This is a genomic window from Nocardia sp. NPDC051911 (assembly GCF_040681035.1).
In the GTDB taxonomy this organism is placed as follows: Bacteria; Actinomycetota; Actinomycetes; order Mycobacteriales; family Mycobacteriaceae; genus Nocardia; species Nocardia sichangensis.
This window is the reverse complement of the sequence record NZ_JBFAXY010000001.1, coordinates 558,429-577,021: the sequence shown is the minus strand read 5'-3', so window position 1 is coordinate 577,021 and position 18,593 is coordinate 558,429. Positions and strand designations below refer to the sequence as shown.

Below are 18,593 nucleotides of genomic sequence, written 5' to 3'. Positions count from 1 at the left end.
ATCGAAGACGGGCGCTGATCGCGACCGACCTGGACCGGACGATGATCTACTCGCGTAACGCCTTCAGCACCACCGCCGACGTGCCGACGGTCTGCGTGGAGCATCTGGAAGGGGCGCCGCTTTCGTTCATGACCACCACCGCGGCGCTGCGGATGCAGACCCTGACCGAACCCGCCGCCGTCGTTCCCACCACCACCCGCACCATCAAACAGTTCGACCGCATCCGGCTGCCCGGAGCGCCGTGGCGCTACGCGATCACGAGCAACGGCGGGAACATCCTGGTGGATGGCGTGCCCGATCTGAGCTGGCGCATCGACATCGACGCCAAGGTCCGTGCGGGTGGGGCCACCCTGTCCGAGGTGAGCAAGGAATTGCACACCCGCATCGACGACTCCTGGGTCACCAAGTTCCGCGTGGCCGACCACCTGTTCTGCTATCTGGTGGTCAAGCCCAAAGCCGTCCCCGAGGGATTCCTCGCCGAGTGGGACGACTGGTGCCGTCCGCGCGGCTGGTCGGCCTCCCAGCAGGGCCGCAAGATCTACACCATGCCGGTCGCGGTCTGCAAGAGCCGCGCGGTCGCCGAGGTGCGCAATCGCCTCTGGGAAAACCGGGAACTCGCCGACGAGGCGCGCACCCTCGCCGCGGGCGACGGCGCCCTCGACGCCGAAATGCTGCGCGCCGCCGACTCCGCCATCCGCCCCCGCCACGGCGAACTCGAACAACTCAACTGGACCCACCCCAACCTCACCATCACCCGAGCCACCGGCATCCTCGCTGGCGAGGAGATCATCAACTGGTTCATCAAGGCAGCTCCGACGCCTTCCGAGTAGCCAGGACGGCATCGGTGTACTGCTCGGTGGTGAGATCGCCGTCCGCGACTCCGAGTTGATGAAGCGTGGTCCGAACGATCTCCAGCGCTTCCGCCAGTTCCGCTTCGGGCACAATGGTTTCCAGCTCGATGAACGTGCCGTCCAACGCGGGGACCGTCACCAGCGTGGCCAACAGCTCGCGTCCTTCGGATGCGAATCGATAGTTGATGCAATGCTTTTCGAAGCCGACCAAATCCTTCATGCCGAGACCCCGTAGCACGGAGTCGATTACCGAAGGATCGGCTACCTCGGTTTCGTATTCTGGCTTCGATCCACTGGCCGTGTCGATCGCGGGTTCCTTGTAGGTCAGCAGGGATCGCCGACCATCGTCCGTAGTGATCGTCCGCACCCGCAGTTCACGGCCCTCCGAAGACAATCGCTCGTCCGCTAGGTCATAGTAAGTGTCCAGATATTTCGAGCGCTGGCCTGTGCTACGCGCCGCCAGTGCAGCCCGCACGGACTCGACGTCACGGACTCGAGCTTTGAGTTCCGCCTCGATCATGGGACCGATCCTCTCTCGCAGGACTCCGTTGGTCGCCGCCGTGAGCCTGTACATCCCTCAGCGATGCCCCTCGGCGGATGCGCCGAAAGCAGACAGATACAGAGTCCGGTCGAGAACCAGCATCCGCCAGGTCGGCAGCGTGTCGTAGACAGCGGCTTGCAGTTCGACGAAGGGATGCTCGTGAAACTCGGATACTCATGCCAGGGCGAGCGTGATGCCCGCAGTGAAGGACTGCCTCGATTCACCGATTTCCGCTGCGCGGATACCGGGCCGCCGGTCGGGATGCATTCGTCGACTCACACCATGTCGGCGGCGGGGTCGAAGGTCGACTTGAAGTCGGGGCATTCGACCAGGGGGTCGTGGGTGCAGGTGGCGGCGTGGCGGAGGCTGTCGCGCATGCGGATGAGGCGGGTTATGTCGTCGTCGAGTTGCCGGGCTTTTTCGGCCATGCGGGCGCGTAGTTCGGCGTCGGAGGGGGAGGCGCGGAGGAAGCGGGCGATTTCGGTGAGGGTGAAACCGGCGCCGCGTGCGCAGAGGATGAGGGCCAGGCGGTTCAGGACGTCGGGGTGGTAGGTGCGGCGCAGGCCGTTGCGGCCGGTCGGGGCGATGAGTCCGCGTTTCTCGTAGAAACGCAGGGCGGAGGGGGCGAGGCCGGTTTGTTCGCCGACCTCGGCGATATCGAGCAGGTCGGCCATCTCGTCTCCTTGACTTGAACCGCGCTTCAAGTCACAGACTAGCTCACATGACAATCCATCACCTCAATTGCGGATCGGTTCGGCAGATCGAAGCCACCTACGACGGACCCGCGCCCGCGCATGCCGTGAACCACTGCCTGCTGGTCGAGACCGCGTCCGACGGCCTGGTCCTGATCGAGACGGGCATCGGACTGGACGACGTGCGCGACCCGGCGGGCACCCTCGGCGCGGACTGGGTGGCGATGGCCCAGCCCATCCTTTCCGAAGACGAAACCGCGATCCGGCAGGTCGAACGGCTCGGCTACGAGCCCGCCGACGTCCGGCACATCATCCTCACCCACCTCGACGTGGACCACTGCGGGGGATTGCCCGACTTCCCGCACGCACAGGTCCACGTCCTCGCCGCCGAACTGGCAGCGGCGCAGGCCGAAGCGCCGAGCTTCCGCTATCGCTCCGCGCACTGGGCGCACGATCCGAACTGGGTGGCCTACCCGTCGGAACCGACCGGACAATGGTTCGGTTTCAACGCGATCCAACCGAAGGACCTGCCCGACGACTTCCAGCTGATCCCGCTGGGCGGGCACACCGCGGGCCACACCGGGGTCGCCGTTCGCCACGGCGGCAGTTGGTTGCTGCACTGCGGCGACGCGTACTACTACCACCGCGAACTCGATCCGGCTCCGCAGCCGCACCCGGTGCTCGACGTCGTGCAGACCGGTTCCGAGGTCCACCACGACTTGCGGCTGGGCACCCAGGCTCGGCTGCGCGAGCTACACCGCGATCACGGCGACGAGGTCACCCTGATCAGCGCGCACGACCCGTGGGAGTTCCAGCGCGCGAGCTGACCCCTACCGGCGCTGCCAGCACTGTGCCCGGTCGCCGAGATTCCACCACGAGATATAGCCCGGGTCCTGGTCGAGCAAGGTCCATCCGGCTTCGAGCAGGTCGAAGAACGCGCTGTCGGCCGTCCGCCCGCCGCGTGCTTCGCCGATGTAGATCAGCGACGAGCCGCCCGCCTCCTGGTAGGCGGCGAGGGTGCTGGAGGCCATCGGGTTCTCCCAGCCGGGCGGCCAGCAGAGGAACAGCGCGTGGTCGGCGTGCCCGGCGACCAGATCGGCCGTGGAAGACGGCGGCGTGGCGGTGGGATGCCAGGTCGCGGCTTGCCCCGGCGCGGCGGGGAAGGCCGTGTTGGTCGCCCGGTCCGGCGGGTGGGAGTCGAAAGCGCTGATGGGCACGCCGATTCGGGTGAGCTGATGCGCCCAGTAACCGCGCCCGGAGCCGACTTCCAGCACCGGCCTGCCCTGCGCGACGTCCGCTACCCAGCGCAGTGTGGCAGGTGCGGGGATCGCGTACGCGTACGCGGCTTGCAGCACGATCTGCGCATACGCCAGCCGCGCACTGCCTTTCGGGTTGCCGCCGTTCACCTCGGCGCGGTTCGCGCGCTCCCTCGGTCCGGGCGATACCGCGGCGGCGACGATGTCCCAGTACGGATTCGTGCTGGCACCGCCGGTCATGTAGTGCAGTAGGTGTAGGTCGAACGTGGCGTCGGTGATGTCGTGACCGGTGCCGGGCAACCGGCCCGCGGTGGACCAGTAGTCCGCGACCCGCGGATACGCTGTCGCGAAGGTGGATTCGTCTTGGACGAGGTTCGTCAGCGCCGTGCGGCGCTGCGGCGAAAGCGCCAAGTCAGCCATCTTTCGATTCTCCGCCGACCGTCACCGGCCCTGGGGAACATCGAGACGAGTTCACCGACCTGTCGCGAATCCTTCGCTCTCCGTAGGTGATACGCCCAGAAGCCTGTTCTGCTCCGACGCGGTTCGCGCGCCCCGGCTCACCCGCTGTCGCGCATCGACACCAGTCCGCCGAGTGTGCCGAGGTAGGCCGCTCCGTCGGGGCCGAGGGCGATTCCGGCGTAATTGTTGTTGAAGCCGAGGCCGGTGCCGGACAGCTGTTTCCACACGGTCGCGCCGGTGCGGTAGTCGAGGGCCGTCCAGTACCAGGGATCGCTCGGATCGGTGCCCTTCGTGTAGGTGTAGATCAACCCGGTGGCCAGGGACAGCTTCGGTACCACCGACGGCGCGGCTTCGACCGCGTTGGTCCAGGTCAGATGGCAGCCGTTGCCGTCGGCGTCGATGTCGACACGGGCGAAGCCCGCGGCGGTGGTCTTACCGGAGGCGACCGCGTCGGGGTGTCCGTAGCCGTAGTTGTTCTCGACGATGAGTGAGCGTCCCGCGCCGATCAGCGAGTTCTCGGTGGCGCTGTGGCCCGGCTCGAACACCGGCACCGCGCACACCTGCCGTTCGGCGACCGAGGGCGCGGTGCGGTAGACGACGACGTTCATCGGATCGGCATTGTCGGTGATGGCGACATAGCCGTCGGGCAGGACGGTGGGCGTGGTGCCGGTTCCGTCGTCCACTTGGCCCGGCTTGCGCTGGTTGCTGTTGGCGTAGGTGGTTTGCCAGGTGATCCCGGGCGCGCCGTCGGGACCGGCGTCGAAACGCAGGAGCCGCCGGTTGGTGGCGATGTAGACCTCACCGGCCGCACCGACCGCGAACGAGTTCTCGATCTGATTCTCCGCACCGTCTCCGAGCCGAACCACCTGCGCTGCTCCGGTATCCGGATCCAGTGTGCCGACCACGCCGTTCGTCTTGGCCACGAACCAGATCAGGCCGTTCGAGTCCGGCAGTGCGGAGTTCAGCGTCTCCTCCGGGTGCAGCACGCCGGTCAGGTCGTAGTCGCGTACCAGCGAGAACCCGTCGGCGGCGGGGTTCTCGGCGAACACTTGAATGTGTCCGGTGCTGGTGCCCACCACGGCGCGGTCTTCGTCATCGAGGTAGAAGTACCCGCCGCCGCCGAAATTGTTGAAAGCGCCGGGCCGCAGCGTATCGAGGGGATTCTTGCCCGGCAGTGGATGTTTGCCGAGGACGCTCATCGTCGTCGGGTCGATGAGGTAAAGGCCCGGTTGCAGCCCCAGGCAGGTGCTGACGATGCGTCCGGCGCGGTCGAACGCCACCGAACCGCACTCGCTGCCGAGCAGCAGGGAATCGGTCCGCGGTGACCGGCCGAGCGGACCGGGGCGGCGGTAGGTATCGCTCATCCACCCGTCGTTGTGGACTCCCGAGTTTCCGTTCGGCGCGAGATGTGGGTTCTGCGGGACCGGTGGGATGCCGGTGACCGGTTCGCCGCTCGCGGCGGCACCGACGAATCGCGCCGGTTCCGGCACGGCGGGCACCGAAGGAATCGGCGTCGCGGCGGCGGGCACCGCGACTACCGCGGCAAGGATTGCCGCAGGCAGCGTCGCGCGCAGAACCTGGGAGGGGAGGATGTGAAACACGAATGAACGGTATCCGGGTCCGGCGGGCCGCGAATCCCCCACGCGAGTGATTACGCGGGCACGGCCGCGACCGTCGGTACCCGATTCGCGTCGCCGCCGCGTTTCAGTACTGCTGGTGCCCGGCCAGTTGCTGGGCGATGAGTCCTTGCAGTCGTTGCAGGCCGCCGACGGTGATGCCGCTCTGGATCTGTCCCTCGATGGTGCGCACCAGCACGGAGTCGCTGAGCACCTTCTCGCTGGACTGGATCAGCACGGTCCCCGCGCCGGTGAAATCGAACTGGCGCTCCTCACCGGAGTTCACGCCGAATCGTGCCGCACCGGCGGCCAGGAAACCCGAGATCCAGCGTTCGTCGTAGTGGTGGCTCGGGGAGGGGCAATCCGCCCAGCCGACCAGCGACTCGGGGTCGACGCGCAGCGGTGGCTCGGCGAACATCACCGGCCCGTTGGACGAGGCGAGGAACTTGCCGGTGCCGATCAACGTGAGGAACCCGGGCACGATGGACTGGTTGAGCGACAGGCCCGGCTCGAAGGCCAGCAGGTTCGCCGCCCGGATGGTCAGGTTGCCGTTGTCCTCGAGATCGTAGGAGTTGATGTCGTAGCCACGGTCGCCGATGATCAGCTTGCCGTGCCCCTCCGCGACGACGTAGTCGCCGGTGAACAGCGGCGCCGAGAACTGCTGAGACACCATGTGCAGCAGTCCGCCCTGCAACCCGTGGCTGAGCGCCTGGAACCGGATGTCGCCGTAGTAGGCGATCATCGCGCCCTTGCGCATGAACCACGGCTTGTTCAGGTCGATGCAGTAGGCGTAGCTGTTTCCCGGGATGTTGTCGCTCTCACCGAGGTTCATGGGGTTGAGGATCTGGGACATGCTCACAACTTCTCTTCGGAGGCCTGCACGTAGACGACGCCCTGCCCGACGCAATGCAACTGCATCGCCTCGCCGGAACCGCGCCCGACGGCGTCCCGCCAGCTCAGCGCCGCTTTGAGCTCGGTCTGCACATTGCCGTAGGCGGCGACGAAGGCTTGCGGATCGACCACGACCGGATTCGGGCCGCCTACTTGCAATTCCAGGAATCCGCCGTGCGCGAGCAGCACCGCGGCGCCCTGCCCGGACAACTGGGTGGTGAACAGGCCCTGTCCGGTCAACGCCCCCGAGGCGGCGCCACGCAGCGCGCCCATCAGGCCGCCACCGCCTCCGCCACCCGAACTCATCACGGAGACCACCGAACTCTGCAATCCGGCGGTGTTGGCGAGCAGTCGCGAAGCCTCGACGCGCAACGTCGCACCCGGCTGCATGTGCACGACGTGCACCTCCAGGCCGGCGAATCCGTAATGGACCTCGCCATTGCCCTGCGCGAGCATGGTGCGCTCGTGCTCACCCGCCATCGCGCGGCCCGCGAGCCCCATCAGCCCGCCCATGCCGCCCATCCCTTGCGCCCCCGGAACCTGGTGGGGGGCAAAGGAAACATCGCCGGTGTAGAACAGCATCGCGCCGTTGCGAGCGACCACGCCGCCCGCCATTCCGACGTTGACCTTGACGACTTTGCCGTTGATCTTCTCGAACATCCGTCTCTACCGTTCCGCCGGTTGGATCAACACCACGCCGTGGCCGTCCCAGCGCAGCGAGAACGCCTCGCCCGCGTCCTGACCGACGAAACTGCGCCAGGACACGTCGGTGACGAAGGACTGGTTGAGGTTTCCGCGCGCCGCGACGAACGCGTCCGGATCGACGATCAGCGGGTACTGCGGCGAGACCTCCAGGTGGATGAGCGGACCGCCGGCCGAGAGCAGCGCGACCTGGCCCTGGCCGGAGACGGTCGTGGTGAACAGGCCCTGTCCGGTCGACGCACCGCGCAAACCGGCGAAACGCACGTCGGTGCGGAGGTTCCCGGCGAACGCGAGCAGTTGTTGCGACTCCACTTGCAGCGTCTCGTTGTTCAAGTCGACGACGGTGACGTGCTGGCCGTTGACCGCGAAGAACACTCGTCCGTGACCGGCGCACTCCATCAGCGAGAGCTTCTCACCGGTGGCTCGGCGCTTCAGCCCGGCGAGCACGCCGTCGCCACCGCCGAAGCCGGCCGCCTTGAACTGCACGTTTCCCTCGTAGGCGATCATCGAACCGGAGATCGCGCGGAGGCTGGTGCCGGCCAGACGGGCCTCGATCACCTTCTTCGACTGCTCGAACAGTTGCGCCATGGAATGTTTGCCTGCTGTCTCGATCGGGAACACGGTGGGATCGCCGTATTCCATCTACGTGCCGTCACCCTAACCGATGGTTCCGTGGGTGTCGGGGCAGCACGGCCGTTCGATTCCAGCGCCGCGCAGCGCGTTTCTCGTAGAGTGTCAGGCGAACGCACCGACAAGCGAAGGGTCGAACTTGTCCGCAACTCTCGCCAAGGGCCAGAACGGTCCGCTGGCCACCAACGACGTGGTGATATCCGTCCAGCTCACGGCGCCGGCGGATTTGTCGGCGCTACTGGTCACCGAGCGGGGCAAGGTCCGTTCCGATGCGGATTTCGTCTTCTTCAACCAGCCGAGCGGCCCCGGGGTCAATCTGCAGCCTGCGCCCGCGGGCCAGCCCGCGTCGCTGGCTGTGTCGCTGAACGCGGTGCCCGCCGACATCGATCAGATTCGCGCTGTGATCACGCTCGACGACGCGAACAGCAATTTCGGTAGGTTCCCCGCCCCGACCGCGATCGTGTCGGATGCGGCCGGAAATCAGTTGTACGCCTATCGGATCGACGGGCTGAACACCGAGTCGATCGTGATCGCGCTCGAGCTGTACCGCCGCCAGGGTGCGTGGAAGGTGCGTGCGGTCGGACAGGGCTACGCGGGCGGTTTCGCCGCGCTGGTCACCGATCACGGTGTGACGGTCGACGATGCTCCCGCCCAGCCCGCTCAGGCTCCCCAGGCCCCGCCGCCGCCTCCGCAGCAGCCGGTTCAGCAGCCGCCCGTCCAGCAGCAGCCGAACTACCCGCCGCCGACCACCCCGGCGTACCCCACCCAGCAGCAGGCGACGCAGTACGCGCCGACCGGTGGTTATCCGCCGCCCGGACCTGGCTACCCGCCGCCCGGCCCCGGCCAGCCACCGCAGGGTGCCCCTGGTTATCCGCCGCCCGGTCCGGGTTACCCGCCGCCGCCCGGCCCCGGGCCCGGCTACCCGCCGCCCGGCCAGCCGCCGCAGCCGCAGCAGCCCGCCGAGGTCAGCCTCAGCAAGGACCGCCCGGTCAGCCTGGTCAAGGGGCAGCGCGTCACGCTGCGCAAGGAAGGCGCCGCGCTGACCTTCGTGAAGATGGGTCTCGGCTGGGATCCGGTGCGCAGCCGCGGCATGTTCGGCAACCGCACGGTCGACATCGACCTCGACGCGTCGGTCATCATGTTCGCCGACATGAACCCGGTGGACGTCGCGTACTACGGACAGTTGACTTCCAAAGACGGCTCCATCCGCCACCAGGGCGACAACCTCACCGGTGAGGGCGAGGGCGACGACGAGGTGATCCTGGTCGACCTGACCCGCGTCCCCGCGCACGTCAACACGCTGCTGTTCATCGTGACCTCCTACAAGGGCCACACCTTCGAGCAGGTGCAGAACGCGTTCTGCCGCTTGGTCGACGGGACGAACAACGGCGAGCTGGCCAGATACACCCTCGCGGGCGGCATGCCGTTCACCGCGATGGCGATGGCCAAGCTGTACCGGGTGGGCAACGACTGGAAACTGCAGGCGCTCGGCGAAGGCTTCCAGGCCAAGCATCCGGGTGAGGCGGTGCCGCAGCTCGGCCGCTTCCTCGTCAACGGTTGATCGGCGGCGGGACAGCAGGGCGGACAAGGTGATTCAACTGCAGGCCGGTCAGAACATCCCGTTGACCGGTGAGGTCGTTCGTTTCAGTGCGAAAGCCGAGGCTGCCCTCGATGTTTCCGCGCTGGTGGTGGCGGAGAACCTGAAGGTGTTCTCCAGCGACGATTTCGTCTTCTACAACCAGCCCGCCACGGCAGGGGTCGCCTTGGCGGCCGACGGGGTCACGATCACGCTCACCGAGGTGCGCGCGGACGCGAAGGCCGTACTACTCGTGGTCAGCGTCGATCCGGCCGCCCCCGCGCGGGCGGGCGGGCTCGGGCCGGTCACCGCCACCCTGTCCGAGAACGACAGCGCGACCGCCGAATTCGCGATCACCCCGTCATCCGGTGAGACGGCGCTGATCTGCCTGGAGGTGTACCGGCGCGGTCCGGCCTGGAAACTGCGGGCGGTGGGCCAGGGTTACGCGGGCGGCCTCGCCGTGCTGCTCACCGCGCACGGCGTCGAGGTCGACGGTGCGGCCCCGGAGCAGGCCGACCAACCCGGTACGCACACCATGTCCGGTCCACTGGCGGGTGACGCGCAGATCGCCGCCGCCGGTGCGCCGCTGGAAGTCGGTCACGGCCTGGAACGGCTGTGGATGGTGTTCGAGGACGCGGCGCGGTCGGCCGCCGCGCTGGTATCGGCGCGAGAGTACGCGGCCAAGCGGTTGGATCACGAGCTGTCGCTCGCCGTCTCCGATCCCGCGACCAGGAACACTCCGACGGCCGAGCAGGCGCGCAGCGCCGCGCAGCAACGGCACGACGAACTAGTCGACACCGCCGAGCGCAACCACCAGCGGGATGCCGAACAGCTGATGGGCGAACTCGCCGCGGCCGACCGGGTGCTGCCGCGCGCCCTCGCGTCCTGGGACTCACCCGCTTGGGACAAGCCGTCCGCGCCGAGCGACGGTATCCGGCTCGGTGAGTTGTACGCGCTCGACCGGGGATCGCTGCGTATTCCGTACTGTGTTCCGGTGCCGCTGAATCGGCCGCTGTGGATCGATGCCGAGTCGACCCGTGCGGTCGCGCCGGTCGTGGGCGCACTGCTGGCGCGGTTGCTCGCCACGGCGCCGCAACGGCGAACGCTGGTCGACATCATCGACCTCACCGATGCGTTCGGCGGCTTCACCGGCCTGCTCGCTCCCGTGCTGAACGGACCGCCGATCACCGACCACGCCGACATCTCGGCGCGGCTGCAAGCGCTGGTGGACGCGGCCGAACTGGCCGAATTGGCTTATACGAGCGGCGCTTTCACGCCGCCCAGCGAGCACCGGGTCCTGCTGGCCGCGGACTTCCCGCACGGCTACCAGAGTTCGGACGCGCAGCGCATCGGCGCGTTGATCACGCGCGGCGAGCTGATCGGACTGTCCATCGTGATCGTGGGCGCGAACGAATCCGATTCGGCCGACACCACCGTGGCGATGCTGTCGCAGTCGTGTCGCCACCTGCCGACGATCGGCGGCACGCCGCTGTTCGATCCATGGACCGGCAGCGCGTGGCAACTCGATCTGGACCTGTTGCCGCACGAGCCGGAACGGCAGGCGCGCTTCCTGCGTACGAGGTGAGCGCCTGAACCGGCGACCGGGTCAGCCGCCCGCGACCGCCGTACGCGGCCGCAGCGGCTCAGGCAGCCAGGGCAGCGGCGGATCCGGCATGCGGTCGACGACACCGCCGACCGGGTCGTCGACGAAGTCGCGCCGCACCAGGTCCTCCTCCGGGCGGTAGATCTGGCGCACGATCAGGGCGCACAGCCCCGCCACCGCCAAGTCGCGCAGGGCGACGGTGCCGGTGAACCACTGCTCTGGCAAACCTTTGCGGTCCAAACCGAGGTAGTAGAACATTCGCGGCACCCAGACCAGCGCGTCGACGGTCATCCAAGTCAGCAGGATGCGCCGGTGCGGCAGCGCCAGGACGGCCAGCGGCACCAGCCACAACGAGTACTGCGGACTCCACACCTTGTTCGTCAGCAGGAACGCCGCGACCACGAGGAAGCACAGTTGCGCCAGCCGCGGCCGTCGAGGCGCGGTGAAACCGATGTAGGCGATCACCGCGCAGGCCGCGATGAACGCCAGCAGTGAGACGGCGTTCAGGATCGCGGGCTGCTCCCCGTAGGTCAGCGCGCCGTCGAAGCCGCGCCAGCCGGTGAACGAGGAGATCACGTTGTAGATCGAGTCCGGGTCGGCGTGCCGGGTGGTGTTGAGCCGGAAGAATTCCTGCCAGCCGTTCGGGAACAACGCGGCGATCGGAAGGTTCACCACCAGCCAGGTCGCCAGCGCGGCGCACATCGCGACGGACGCGGCGCCGATCGGTCGGGCGCTGAGGAATTGGATGCGGTAGGGCGTCTCCCGCACCCACGCCAGGAAGGTCGGCCAGCCGTCGATGTCGCGTATCCGCAGGCCGAGGTGCGTGCGCAGCGTGCGTTGCCTCGTCTCGGTACGCAGGCACAGCACGAGGATCGGCCCGAGCAGCAACAGCGGATACAGTTTTGCGGCGCCGCCCAGACCGAGCAGCACGCCCGCCAGCACGGGTTTGCGCCGGGCCCAGGCGAGCAGGCCGGTCGCGGCGAAGGCCGTCGCGAGCGCGTCGAAATTGGTGAAGGCGTGCACGATCACCAACGGCGAACAGGCGATCAGCGCCGCGTCCCAGATCCGGCGGCCGGACAGCAACGCCGATGCCCAGACGGTGATCAGCCAGGCCATGGCGAGACCGACCGCGACGACGTTGAAGTAGATCACCACTTGGAGCGCGCCGGGCAGCGGCGAAGCGTCCCAGCTCTTCGCGATCCGCATCGAAAGGTACTGGTACAGGCCCGAGAGCACGGGATATTCCATGTACCGCGTCTCCCGTCCACCGTCGGGAGTCTGTTCGGTCCACTGCTTCTTGTACGGGAAGGCGCCTTCGTTCAGGCGCTCGGCCCCGTAGAGCGGCACGGTGTCCGAATAGCACATCGCCACGTACTGGCGGCCGTTGTTCCAGTCGAGCGTGGGACCGTCCGCGCCGGTGGTCTGCTGGATGCATCCCGCTTTGCCGAACCAGCCGAGCGCCAGGAACATCAGGGCGAACGCCATCAGCACCCGCATGGGCGTCCAGAACCGCACCCGCCCGATCAGCGCATGATCACCGACCGGCCCACCGATCACCGTCGACAATTGCGCGGCGAGCGAATCGTTGCGACTCGGCCGGTCCCGCGCGTCCGCCGATCGCAGATCAGAGGCGAGCGGAGCAGGGGCGGCGTAGTACGCCCCACCGGGCGCCTTCTGGTCCGACAGCGGTGCCCTCCCATTCCTCCGTGGCTCCACCAGCTGCTGATCGGTCACGGAAACCGAGGCTACCCGGAGTACGGCCCACGGTCCGGACCGAGTCGGCTTCGGTCTTCCGCGCGTTGCCATCCGCGCACGGCCTCCGGGCATCGCGAGCGTAATCCGGAACGTATGTCGTCCCGCAGGGATACTTCAAGTACGCAGAATGCTCGAGCTGGGCGGGTGCCAGGGAGAGGTGCTACCAGGATCCGAATGGTTTCTGGTACAAGACTCCGATCTGATCTCTTCCTTCGTGTCGGCCCTGGCTGCGATCGGATACGTTGGCCAGGGCTGAAAGGATTCGGTCTTTCGACCGCTGTTGGGCGGTCGAGCCTTTCCGTATTTTCTCATGCGTTGGGTATGAATGACGCCGGGCGGGGATGGCCCGCATGATCAACGCATTCTGGTCTGGACATCCTTGGCGAGTTCGGTGATCCGCCTGCTGACCAATAATGTCTGCCCAGAGGGGCGTTTTTCACGGTGATCCTGTCCACCGAAGTTCGGATATGTACTTGCATCCGAGGGCGCCGGGAATGGAATTCGCCGACCGGACCGATCGATCACGGCTTCCCGGAATTACCAGCCCAGGGAGCAAGCCGTCTCTCGGCAATCCGGCGCAAATACGACGAAGGCCGGGACCGGACCTGATGCGGTCGGACCCGGCCTGTGCGCCGGCGAACTATCGGCCCCGTGTCGGAGCGGTTCCGTTCGTGCCTTCGTTGTTACCCGAGTTGCCGTTGTTGCCGGGTCTCGGTGAGCCGGTGGCCGTCGGTGCGGCACCGTCGGACGGTGCGACCGGTTGGCCGGGCAGCGGTCCGGAGTCCGGTTCACGCTGCTGCTGCGGGCGCTGCTGCTGAGGTGCGGGCTGGACGCCGGGGACCGGGATCGTGATGCCGGGCAGAATCTCCACCTGGGTCGGCGCGACCACCACGGGTGGCAGAAGCGGAGAGTCGACAGTGGACGGCGGGGTGTAGGGCGCCGACCATTCGGGGACACCGGCCTGGCCCTTGATGGGGGCGGGCTTCGGGAACGTCTCGTTGCGAGTCCCCGAGAGCGCGCCGTCCATGGTCGCCTTCCAGATGTCGGAGGGCAGACCGGAGCCGTAGATCATGCCGCCGCTGTAGTTGCGCAGCGGCGAGTTGTCGACGCTGCCGACCCACACCGCCGTCGACAGCGACGGGGTGTAGCCCACCATCCAGGCGTCCTTGTTCTCGCCGGTATCCAGCAGCTGCGCGGTACCGGTCTTGGTCGCCGATTCGCGCCCGTTGGCCAGCCCGTGGTTACGGGAGTAGGCCGCGATCGGCTTCATCGCGGCGGTGACGTTGTCGGCGACAGCGGCCGAAACGCGCTGCTCACCGGCTACCTCACCACGGTCGAGCAGGACCTGACCGTCGGCGGTCACGACCTTCGATACGAAATGCGGCGCGTGGTAGACGCCGGAGGCGGCCAGCGTCGCATACATGGAGGCCATGTCGAGCGGCCGCGCCTGGTACTGGCCGAGCACGATGCCGTTGTTGGGCCCGGAGCCGTCCGACTCGGTGAGCGTCTTGCCGACTCCCGCGATGGTGTCCGGCATGCCGAGCTTGTACGCCATGTCGGCGATCTTGCGCGGGCCGTTCTGCATGTCCAGCTCCATCCGGTAGAAGCTGGTGTTCAGTGACCGTTTCAGCGCCTCGGCGATGGTGCACGTGCCGCAACCCTCGCCTTCGACGTTGGAGATCTTGATGCCGTTCACGGTCAGCGGCGAGCTGTCGTACATCTGCGACAGCGGGATGCCCAGCTCCAGGTTGGCCGCGAGGCCGATGACCTTGAACGACGAACCGGTCTGCAAACCGGCGTTGGCGTAGTCGTAACCTTGGCCGTTGTCGCCGCCGTAGTAGGCGCGCACGGCACCGGTGTGCGGATCGATCGAGACCACGGCGGTACGCAACTGCTCCGGCTCACCCTTCATCTTCGAGGTGGCCGCGTCGACCGCGGCCTGCTGGGCCTTCGGGTCGATCGTGGTGGTGATCTGCAAGCCCGCGGTGTTCAGTTGCTGCTCGCTGATGCCCGCCGCGCCGAGTTCCTTGAGCACCTGGGTCTTGATCAGGCCCTCGGGGCCGGAGTCCTGCGCCTTGTCCCGAGTCGAGGAGAGCGGGACGACCTGCGGGTACTGCAGGCCCTGTCGCTCGGTCGCGCTCAGGTTGCCGCCGGAGACCATGCCGTCGAGCACGTAGTTCCAGCGGGTCTTCGCGCCCTCGGGATTCTTCTCCGGGTCCAGGCTGGACGGCAGCTGGATGGTGGCGGCGAGCACCGCGCCCTCGGCGACGGTGAGTTCCGACACCGGCTTGCCGAAGTACGCCTTGGCCGCTGCGTCGATGCCATACGCGCCGCGACCGAAATAGATGGTGTTCAGATACGCGGCGAGGATCTCGTCCTTGCTCCACTGCCGCGCCATCTTGGCCGAGATGACCAGCTCGTGCATCTTGCGGGTCAGCGAGTGCTCGTCACCGACCAGCGCGTTCTTCACGTACTGCTGGGTGATGGTCGAGCCACCGCCCGCACTCTCCCGGCCGAGAACGTTGTCCCTGGCCGCGCGCGCGAAGCCGGAGATCGAGAAGCCGGGGTTGGTGTAGAAGTCGCGGTCCTCGGCGGCCATCACCGCGTTGCGTACGTGCGGCGGGATCTGGTCGATGGTGACGTCGGTCCGGTTGCCTTCCGGCGGAACCACTTTGCTGATCACCGAGGTGCCGTCGGAGGCGAAGATGGTCGCCACCTGGTTCGACTTCAGGTCCCCCGGCTGCGGCACCGACACCGTGGTGTACGCGGCCAGGAAGATGCCGCTGGGCAGCAGAATGGCCAGCGCGATCAGCACGTAGAGGGTGCGGCGCACGATCCGCCATGGGAATTTCTTCTGCTGCCCGGGCTGCCGCCTTCCCGGCCCGTCGGAGCCGCCGCTGCCGCCGCGGCGCGGCGGCGGGCCCGACGGCGGACCGCCCGCGGCCTGCCTGCGTTCGCCGGTCGTGGGGCCGCTACCGGTGACGCGACGTCCGTCACGGTCCACCGCCGGACGTGCGCCGGTGGCCGGACGCGGTCCGGTGGCGGGGCCGCGCCTGTCGCGTTCGTTCACCGCCTCGGTCAGGGAAGCCGGCCGCTGCGTCCGCTGGGCAGGCTGGGGGCCGGGAGCGCCACCATTGGGCGCGCCGCGGTTGGGCTGTGGCGGTCGGCCCGGCTGGGGCGGACGGCCGCCCTGCGGAGGACGACCGTTCGGCGGAGGGCCGGGACGGCGCGGCGGCTGGGGGCCGCGCGGCTCACCGGGGAGAGGACGCGCACCGGGCGGCGGGACCGGACGGGCGCCGGGAGGTGGTCCGGGACGGGGATTCTGATACGGGTTGGGACTTGGACGTGAACTCTGCGGAGGACGACCGCCATGTGGCTCATCGCCGTAGGGCTCGTAGGGCGAATTCACTGACAAGATCTCCATAACTCGTAGCGGTCCAGGTGGCAATCAGCGGTAGTCGTCACCGCGGCGGACGCATGCCGGCTCCGCGAGTCACCCGCCGGGGACGACCCAGGCACTTCATTCGGCGGCGGTGCGCCGGTTCGCGCGTGTCCCGGAGCGGCGTCGCGGCGGTGCCGGCGCGGAACCGAGTACATAGGACTGCACCAGATGATTCCAGCTGCAGGTCCGGCATACCTCGACGACATGAACCGAGAATTCTTCGCGCGTCTCGGCGAGTCGCGCAAGCTCCTCGGGTGTGCGAGCCGATCCGGCGACCGGCCCCAGGCCGTCGCCGAAGACCCAGGATACGAGGGTCAGCTGTTCCTTCCGGCAGATGGGGCATGTGACCTCGCTCCCGCGGCCATGGAACTTCGCCGCACGCAAGAGATAAGGATTCGCATCACACACCTCGGCGACATCGACCCGGCCCGCATAGACGTCAGCCAGCAGCGACCGGCGCCGCAGGGCGTAGTCGACAACTTGCCGCTGAATTCGCACGAGAACCAGAGTAGCGGGGATGGAATCGGGCCGCCCCGGGCTGCTGCGGATTGACCGTTCCCGACCGGGCCGATCCAGCGCGTCGCGCCGCTACCCGGACTACGATCCGTCTGTGTCCACCGCAGCATCCGGGCGCATGCGAGCGCGTGATCTCGACCGCGCCGACGCATCCGGTCTTCTGGATGCCGCCTACGCCGAGGGGCAGCTCGGCGCCGACGAGTACCACGACCGGATCGCGCAGGCCGCGGCGGCGAAGACGCTCGGCGAATTGGCCGCGCTCACCGCCGACCTGCAAACCCCGGCCGCTGCGCGCGGGTTCGCCGCGCGGCGCCCGTCGGGCGCGCGAAAAGTATTGCGCCGCTCCGGTTCCGGCGGCAGTTATCCCGGTCACACCAGGGCGCGCGATGCCGATCGCGCCACTACGCGCGAACTGCTCGACCGCGCCCGTGCCGATGGCCAGCTGTCCGAAGACGAGCACGACGCCCTCATCGAACTCGCCGCGGAAGCGCGCACCCTGGGAGATCTGGACGATCTGGTCGCGGATCTCCAGCGGCCACGCGACGTCGCCCCCGCGCCGCGACCGCCGCGGTCGCATCGACCCCAGTGGTATCGGGCCGCGGTCGCTGTGGCAGCGGCGCTGGCCGCCTGCGCCGGTTTTCTCGCGGTCACCAAGGAGGCGGAACCGCGATCCACGGCGCAAGCCCCGCCGGTCGTGGACGTGGGGGCGGTGCAGCCCGTGGTGGTTCCGACGCCGAGTCTGGTCACCACCGAGGGGATCGCCACCTTCCTGCGCAACTACCAGCGGAAATTCGGCGACCTCCAGGTGGACGAGCTGTATATGCACGGTGATCACGCCTCGCTCACCCGGGCTGTGCCCGGCCAGCCGAACCGGAAGGTCCAGTACGACTACCGCGGTGGTTTCGCCCAGTCCATGCAGATCGAGACACGCAAGGCGGACACGCCGTCGGTGGATCTGGCCGGACTGAACGTGGAGGCGATCGGCAGGGCTCTCGCCGACGCGGCCACCATGACCCGAGTGCCCGGCGGCGTCGTCACGCATTTCAAGGTGGGCGTGAACGGTCTGTCTCCCGGGTACGGCGTTGCTGCCGGGCAACCCGTCATCGAGGTCTACGTGAGCAACGCGGTGAAAGAAAGCGGCCACTTCGTGCTGACCCCGACGGGCGAGGTGCGCCGCGTATGGCCGTTCGGAGGATGAGCGATGGCGACCACCCGATACAGCGACGTCCGGGCCCGCGACACCGACCGCGCCGACGTGTGCGGGCTGCTGGACGCCGCGCTCGCTGACGGCCAGCTCACCGCCGACGAGCACGCCGCGCGTACCGCTCGAGCCATGCGCGCGAAGTCCTTCGGCGAGCTCGAGGCGTTGATCGATGATCTGCAGATCCCCGACGGGCTGGCGAATGCCCCGGTGGTCCGGGTCGACCGGCGGCGTCCGCGCCGCTGGCTGGCGCCGGTGTCGGTGGTCGTCGCGGCCCTGGTGGCAGGCGCGATGGTCGGGGGGATCAGCCGTTGCGGTGTCGATCTGCCCGGCTTCGGGGAGGACGTTCCCGACTTGACCACCGGCGCGGGGCTGGCCTATTTCCTCGCGGAGTACCGGGCCGAATTCGGCGATATGAACGCCGACGAGGTCACGTTCTATCCGAAGTATGCGGTTGTGGACCGGCAGAAGCCCGGCAGCGCCTCCGAGACCGGCGACTACCACTACAACGGCGACTTCCGCACCTCCGGGACCTCCCAGCGGGAACGCGGGGCCCGCAGCTTCGACCTGGCCGCCATCGACGTGCCCGCCATCGCAGGCCTGCTGGCCGGTGCGCCGCGGACGGTGAGGTGCCCGGACGGCGTGATCACCCTGGTCATCGTGCAGTTCGATACGCACGGTCCATACGATCGCGGCGCCGTCGTGGAGATCCACGTCACGGGCAAGGACGGCTCGTCCGGCTACCTGACGACCACTTTCGCGGGCGAGCCGCTAGCGGTCTTCCCACCCACTCGCTGAACCGCGAGTTCGGCCGCACCGGGCCTACGGCTGTGCACAGATGTATCGCTCCGATATAGTGGAA

At 68.1% G+C, this 18,593-nt stretch carries 16 protein-coding genes; 6 read left to right on the top strand and 10 right to left on the bottom strand.

The features are described 5' to 3' along the window. The first annotated feature begins 41 nt into the window (after positions 1–41). The gene (locus AB0L97_RS02910) at positions 42–830 is read left to right on the top strand and encodes an HAD family hydrolase (protein WP_364424878.1); all 789 of its coding nucleotides are present in this window, start codon (positions 42–44) and stop codon (positions 828–830) included. Here the strand turns inward: AB0L97_RS02910 and AB0L97_RS02905 are convergent. Both AB0L97_RS02905 and AB0L97_RS02900 read right to left on the bottom strand, forming a co-directional pair. Next, positions 802–1,371 (bottom strand): class IV adenylate cyclase, encoded by a 570-nt coding sequence (locus AB0L97_RS02905; protein ID WP_364424824.1) that lies wholly within the window; start codon positions 1,369–1,371, stop codon positions 802–804. The genes AB0L97_RS02910 and AB0L97_RS02905 overlap by 29 nt on opposite strands. Positions 1,372–1,667: 296 nt before the next feature. Then, entirely contained in the window at positions 1,668–2,066 is a 399-nt protein-coding gene (locus AB0L97_RS02900; protein WP_364424823.1) for a MerR family transcriptional regulator, read from the bottom strand. Positions 2,067–2,113: 47 nt separating this feature from the next. Between AB0L97_RS02900 and AB0L97_RS02895 the strand changes: the two genes are divergently transcribed. Continuing rightward, positions 2,114–2,911: an MBL fold metallo-hydrolase gene (locus AB0L97_RS02895; RefSeq protein ID WP_364424822.1), complete on the top strand. Its 798-nt coding sequence runs from the start codon at positions 2,114–2,116 to the stop codon at positions 2,909–2,911. Positions 2,912–2,914: 3 nt separating this feature from the next. Here AB0L97_RS02895 and AB0L97_RS02890 read toward each other — a convergent pair whose 3' ends face one another. The 5 genes from AB0L97_RS02890 to AB0L97_RS02870 form a co-directional block, all read right to left on the bottom strand. Beyond that, on the bottom strand, positions 2,915–3,760 hold the full coding sequence (locus tag AB0L97_RS02890; RefSeq protein WP_364424821.1) for a hypothetical protein: 846 nt from the start codon (positions 3,758–3,760) through the stop codon (positions 2,915–2,917). A 137-nt stretch (positions 3,761–3,897) separates the two neighbouring features. Continuing rightward, positions 3,898–5,400 carry a hypothetical protein gene (locus AB0L97_RS02885; protein ID WP_364424820.1) on the bottom strand — a complete coding sequence of 501 codons (1,503 nt, stop codon included), beginning with the start codon at positions 5,398–5,400 and terminating at the stop codon, positions 3,898–3,900. A gap of 103 nt (positions 5,401–5,503) precedes the next feature. Continuing rightward, positions 5,504–6,268 (bottom strand): AIM24 family protein, encoded by a 765-nt coding sequence (locus AB0L97_RS02880; protein ID WP_355072070.1) that lies wholly within the window; start codon positions 6,266–6,268, stop codon positions 5,504–5,506. A 2-nt stretch (positions 6,269–6,270) separates the two neighbouring features. Next, positions 6,271–6,966 (bottom strand): AIM24 family protein, encoded by a 696-nt coding sequence (locus AB0L97_RS02875; RefSeq protein WP_356963104.1) that lies wholly within the window; start codon positions 6,964–6,966, stop codon positions 6,271–6,273. Between the two features lie 6 nt (positions 6,967–6,972). Beyond that, complete coding sequence (locus AB0L97_RS02870; RefSeq protein ID WP_364424877.1) at positions 6,973–7,596, bottom strand: AIM24 family protein; 624 nt, start codon at positions 7,594–7,596, stop codon at positions 6,973–6,975. Between the two features lie 181 nt (positions 7,597–7,777). Between AB0L97_RS02870 and AB0L97_RS02865 the strand changes: the two genes are divergently transcribed. Both AB0L97_RS02865 and AB0L97_RS02860 read left to right on the top strand, forming a co-directional pair. Continuing rightward, positions 7,778–9,199 (top strand): TerD family protein, encoded by a 1,422-nt coding sequence (locus AB0L97_RS02865; protein ID WP_364424819.1) that lies wholly within the window; start codon positions 7,778–7,780, stop codon positions 9,197–9,199. A gap of 28 nt (positions 9,200–9,227) precedes the next feature. Then, positions 9,228–10,799 carry a TerD family protein gene (locus AB0L97_RS02860; protein WP_364424818.1) on the top strand — a complete coding sequence of 524 codons (1,572 nt, stop codon included), beginning with the start codon at positions 9,228–9,230 and terminating at the stop codon, positions 10,797–10,799. Positions 10,800–10,820: 21 nt separating this feature from the next. Here the strand turns inward: AB0L97_RS02860 and AB0L97_RS02855 are convergent, their stop codons facing one another. The 3 genes from AB0L97_RS02855 to AB0L97_RS02845 form a co-directional block, all read right to left on the bottom strand. Beyond that, on the bottom strand, positions 10,821–12,551 hold the full coding sequence (locus AB0L97_RS02855; RefSeq protein WP_364424817.1) for a glycosyltransferase 87 family protein: 1,731 nt from the start codon (positions 12,549–12,551) through the stop codon (positions 10,821–10,823). A gap of 661 nt (positions 12,552–13,212) precedes the next feature. Beyond that, positions 13,213–15,405 carry a transglycosylase domain-containing protein gene (locus AB0L97_RS02850; RefSeq protein WP_364424876.1) on the bottom strand — a complete coding sequence of 731 codons (2,193 nt, stop codon included), beginning with the start codon at positions 15,403–15,405 and terminating at the stop codon, positions 13,213–13,215. 687 nt (positions 15,406–16,092) lie between these two features. Continuing rightward, positions 16,093–16,512 carry a DUF5318 domain-containing protein gene (locus AB0L97_RS02845; protein WP_355071181.1) on the bottom strand — a complete coding sequence of 140 codons (420 nt, stop codon included), beginning with the start codon at positions 16,510–16,512 and terminating at the stop codon, positions 16,093–16,095. Positions 16,513–16,624: 112 nt separating this feature from the next. Here AB0L97_RS02845 and AB0L97_RS02840 point away from each other — a divergent pair, with 112 nt between their 5' ends. Then, positions 16,625–17,728 (top strand): DUF1707 domain-containing protein, encoded by a 1,104-nt coding sequence (locus AB0L97_RS02840; protein ID WP_364424816.1) that lies wholly within the window; start codon positions 16,625–16,627, stop codon positions 17,726–17,728. A 3-nt stretch (positions 17,729–17,731) separates the two neighbouring features. After that, entirely contained in the window at positions 17,732–18,529 is a 798-nt protein-coding gene (locus tag AB0L97_RS02835) for a DUF1707 domain-containing protein (RefSeq protein ID WP_364424815.1), read from the top strand. Positions 18,530–18,593: the final 64 nt, after the last annotated feature.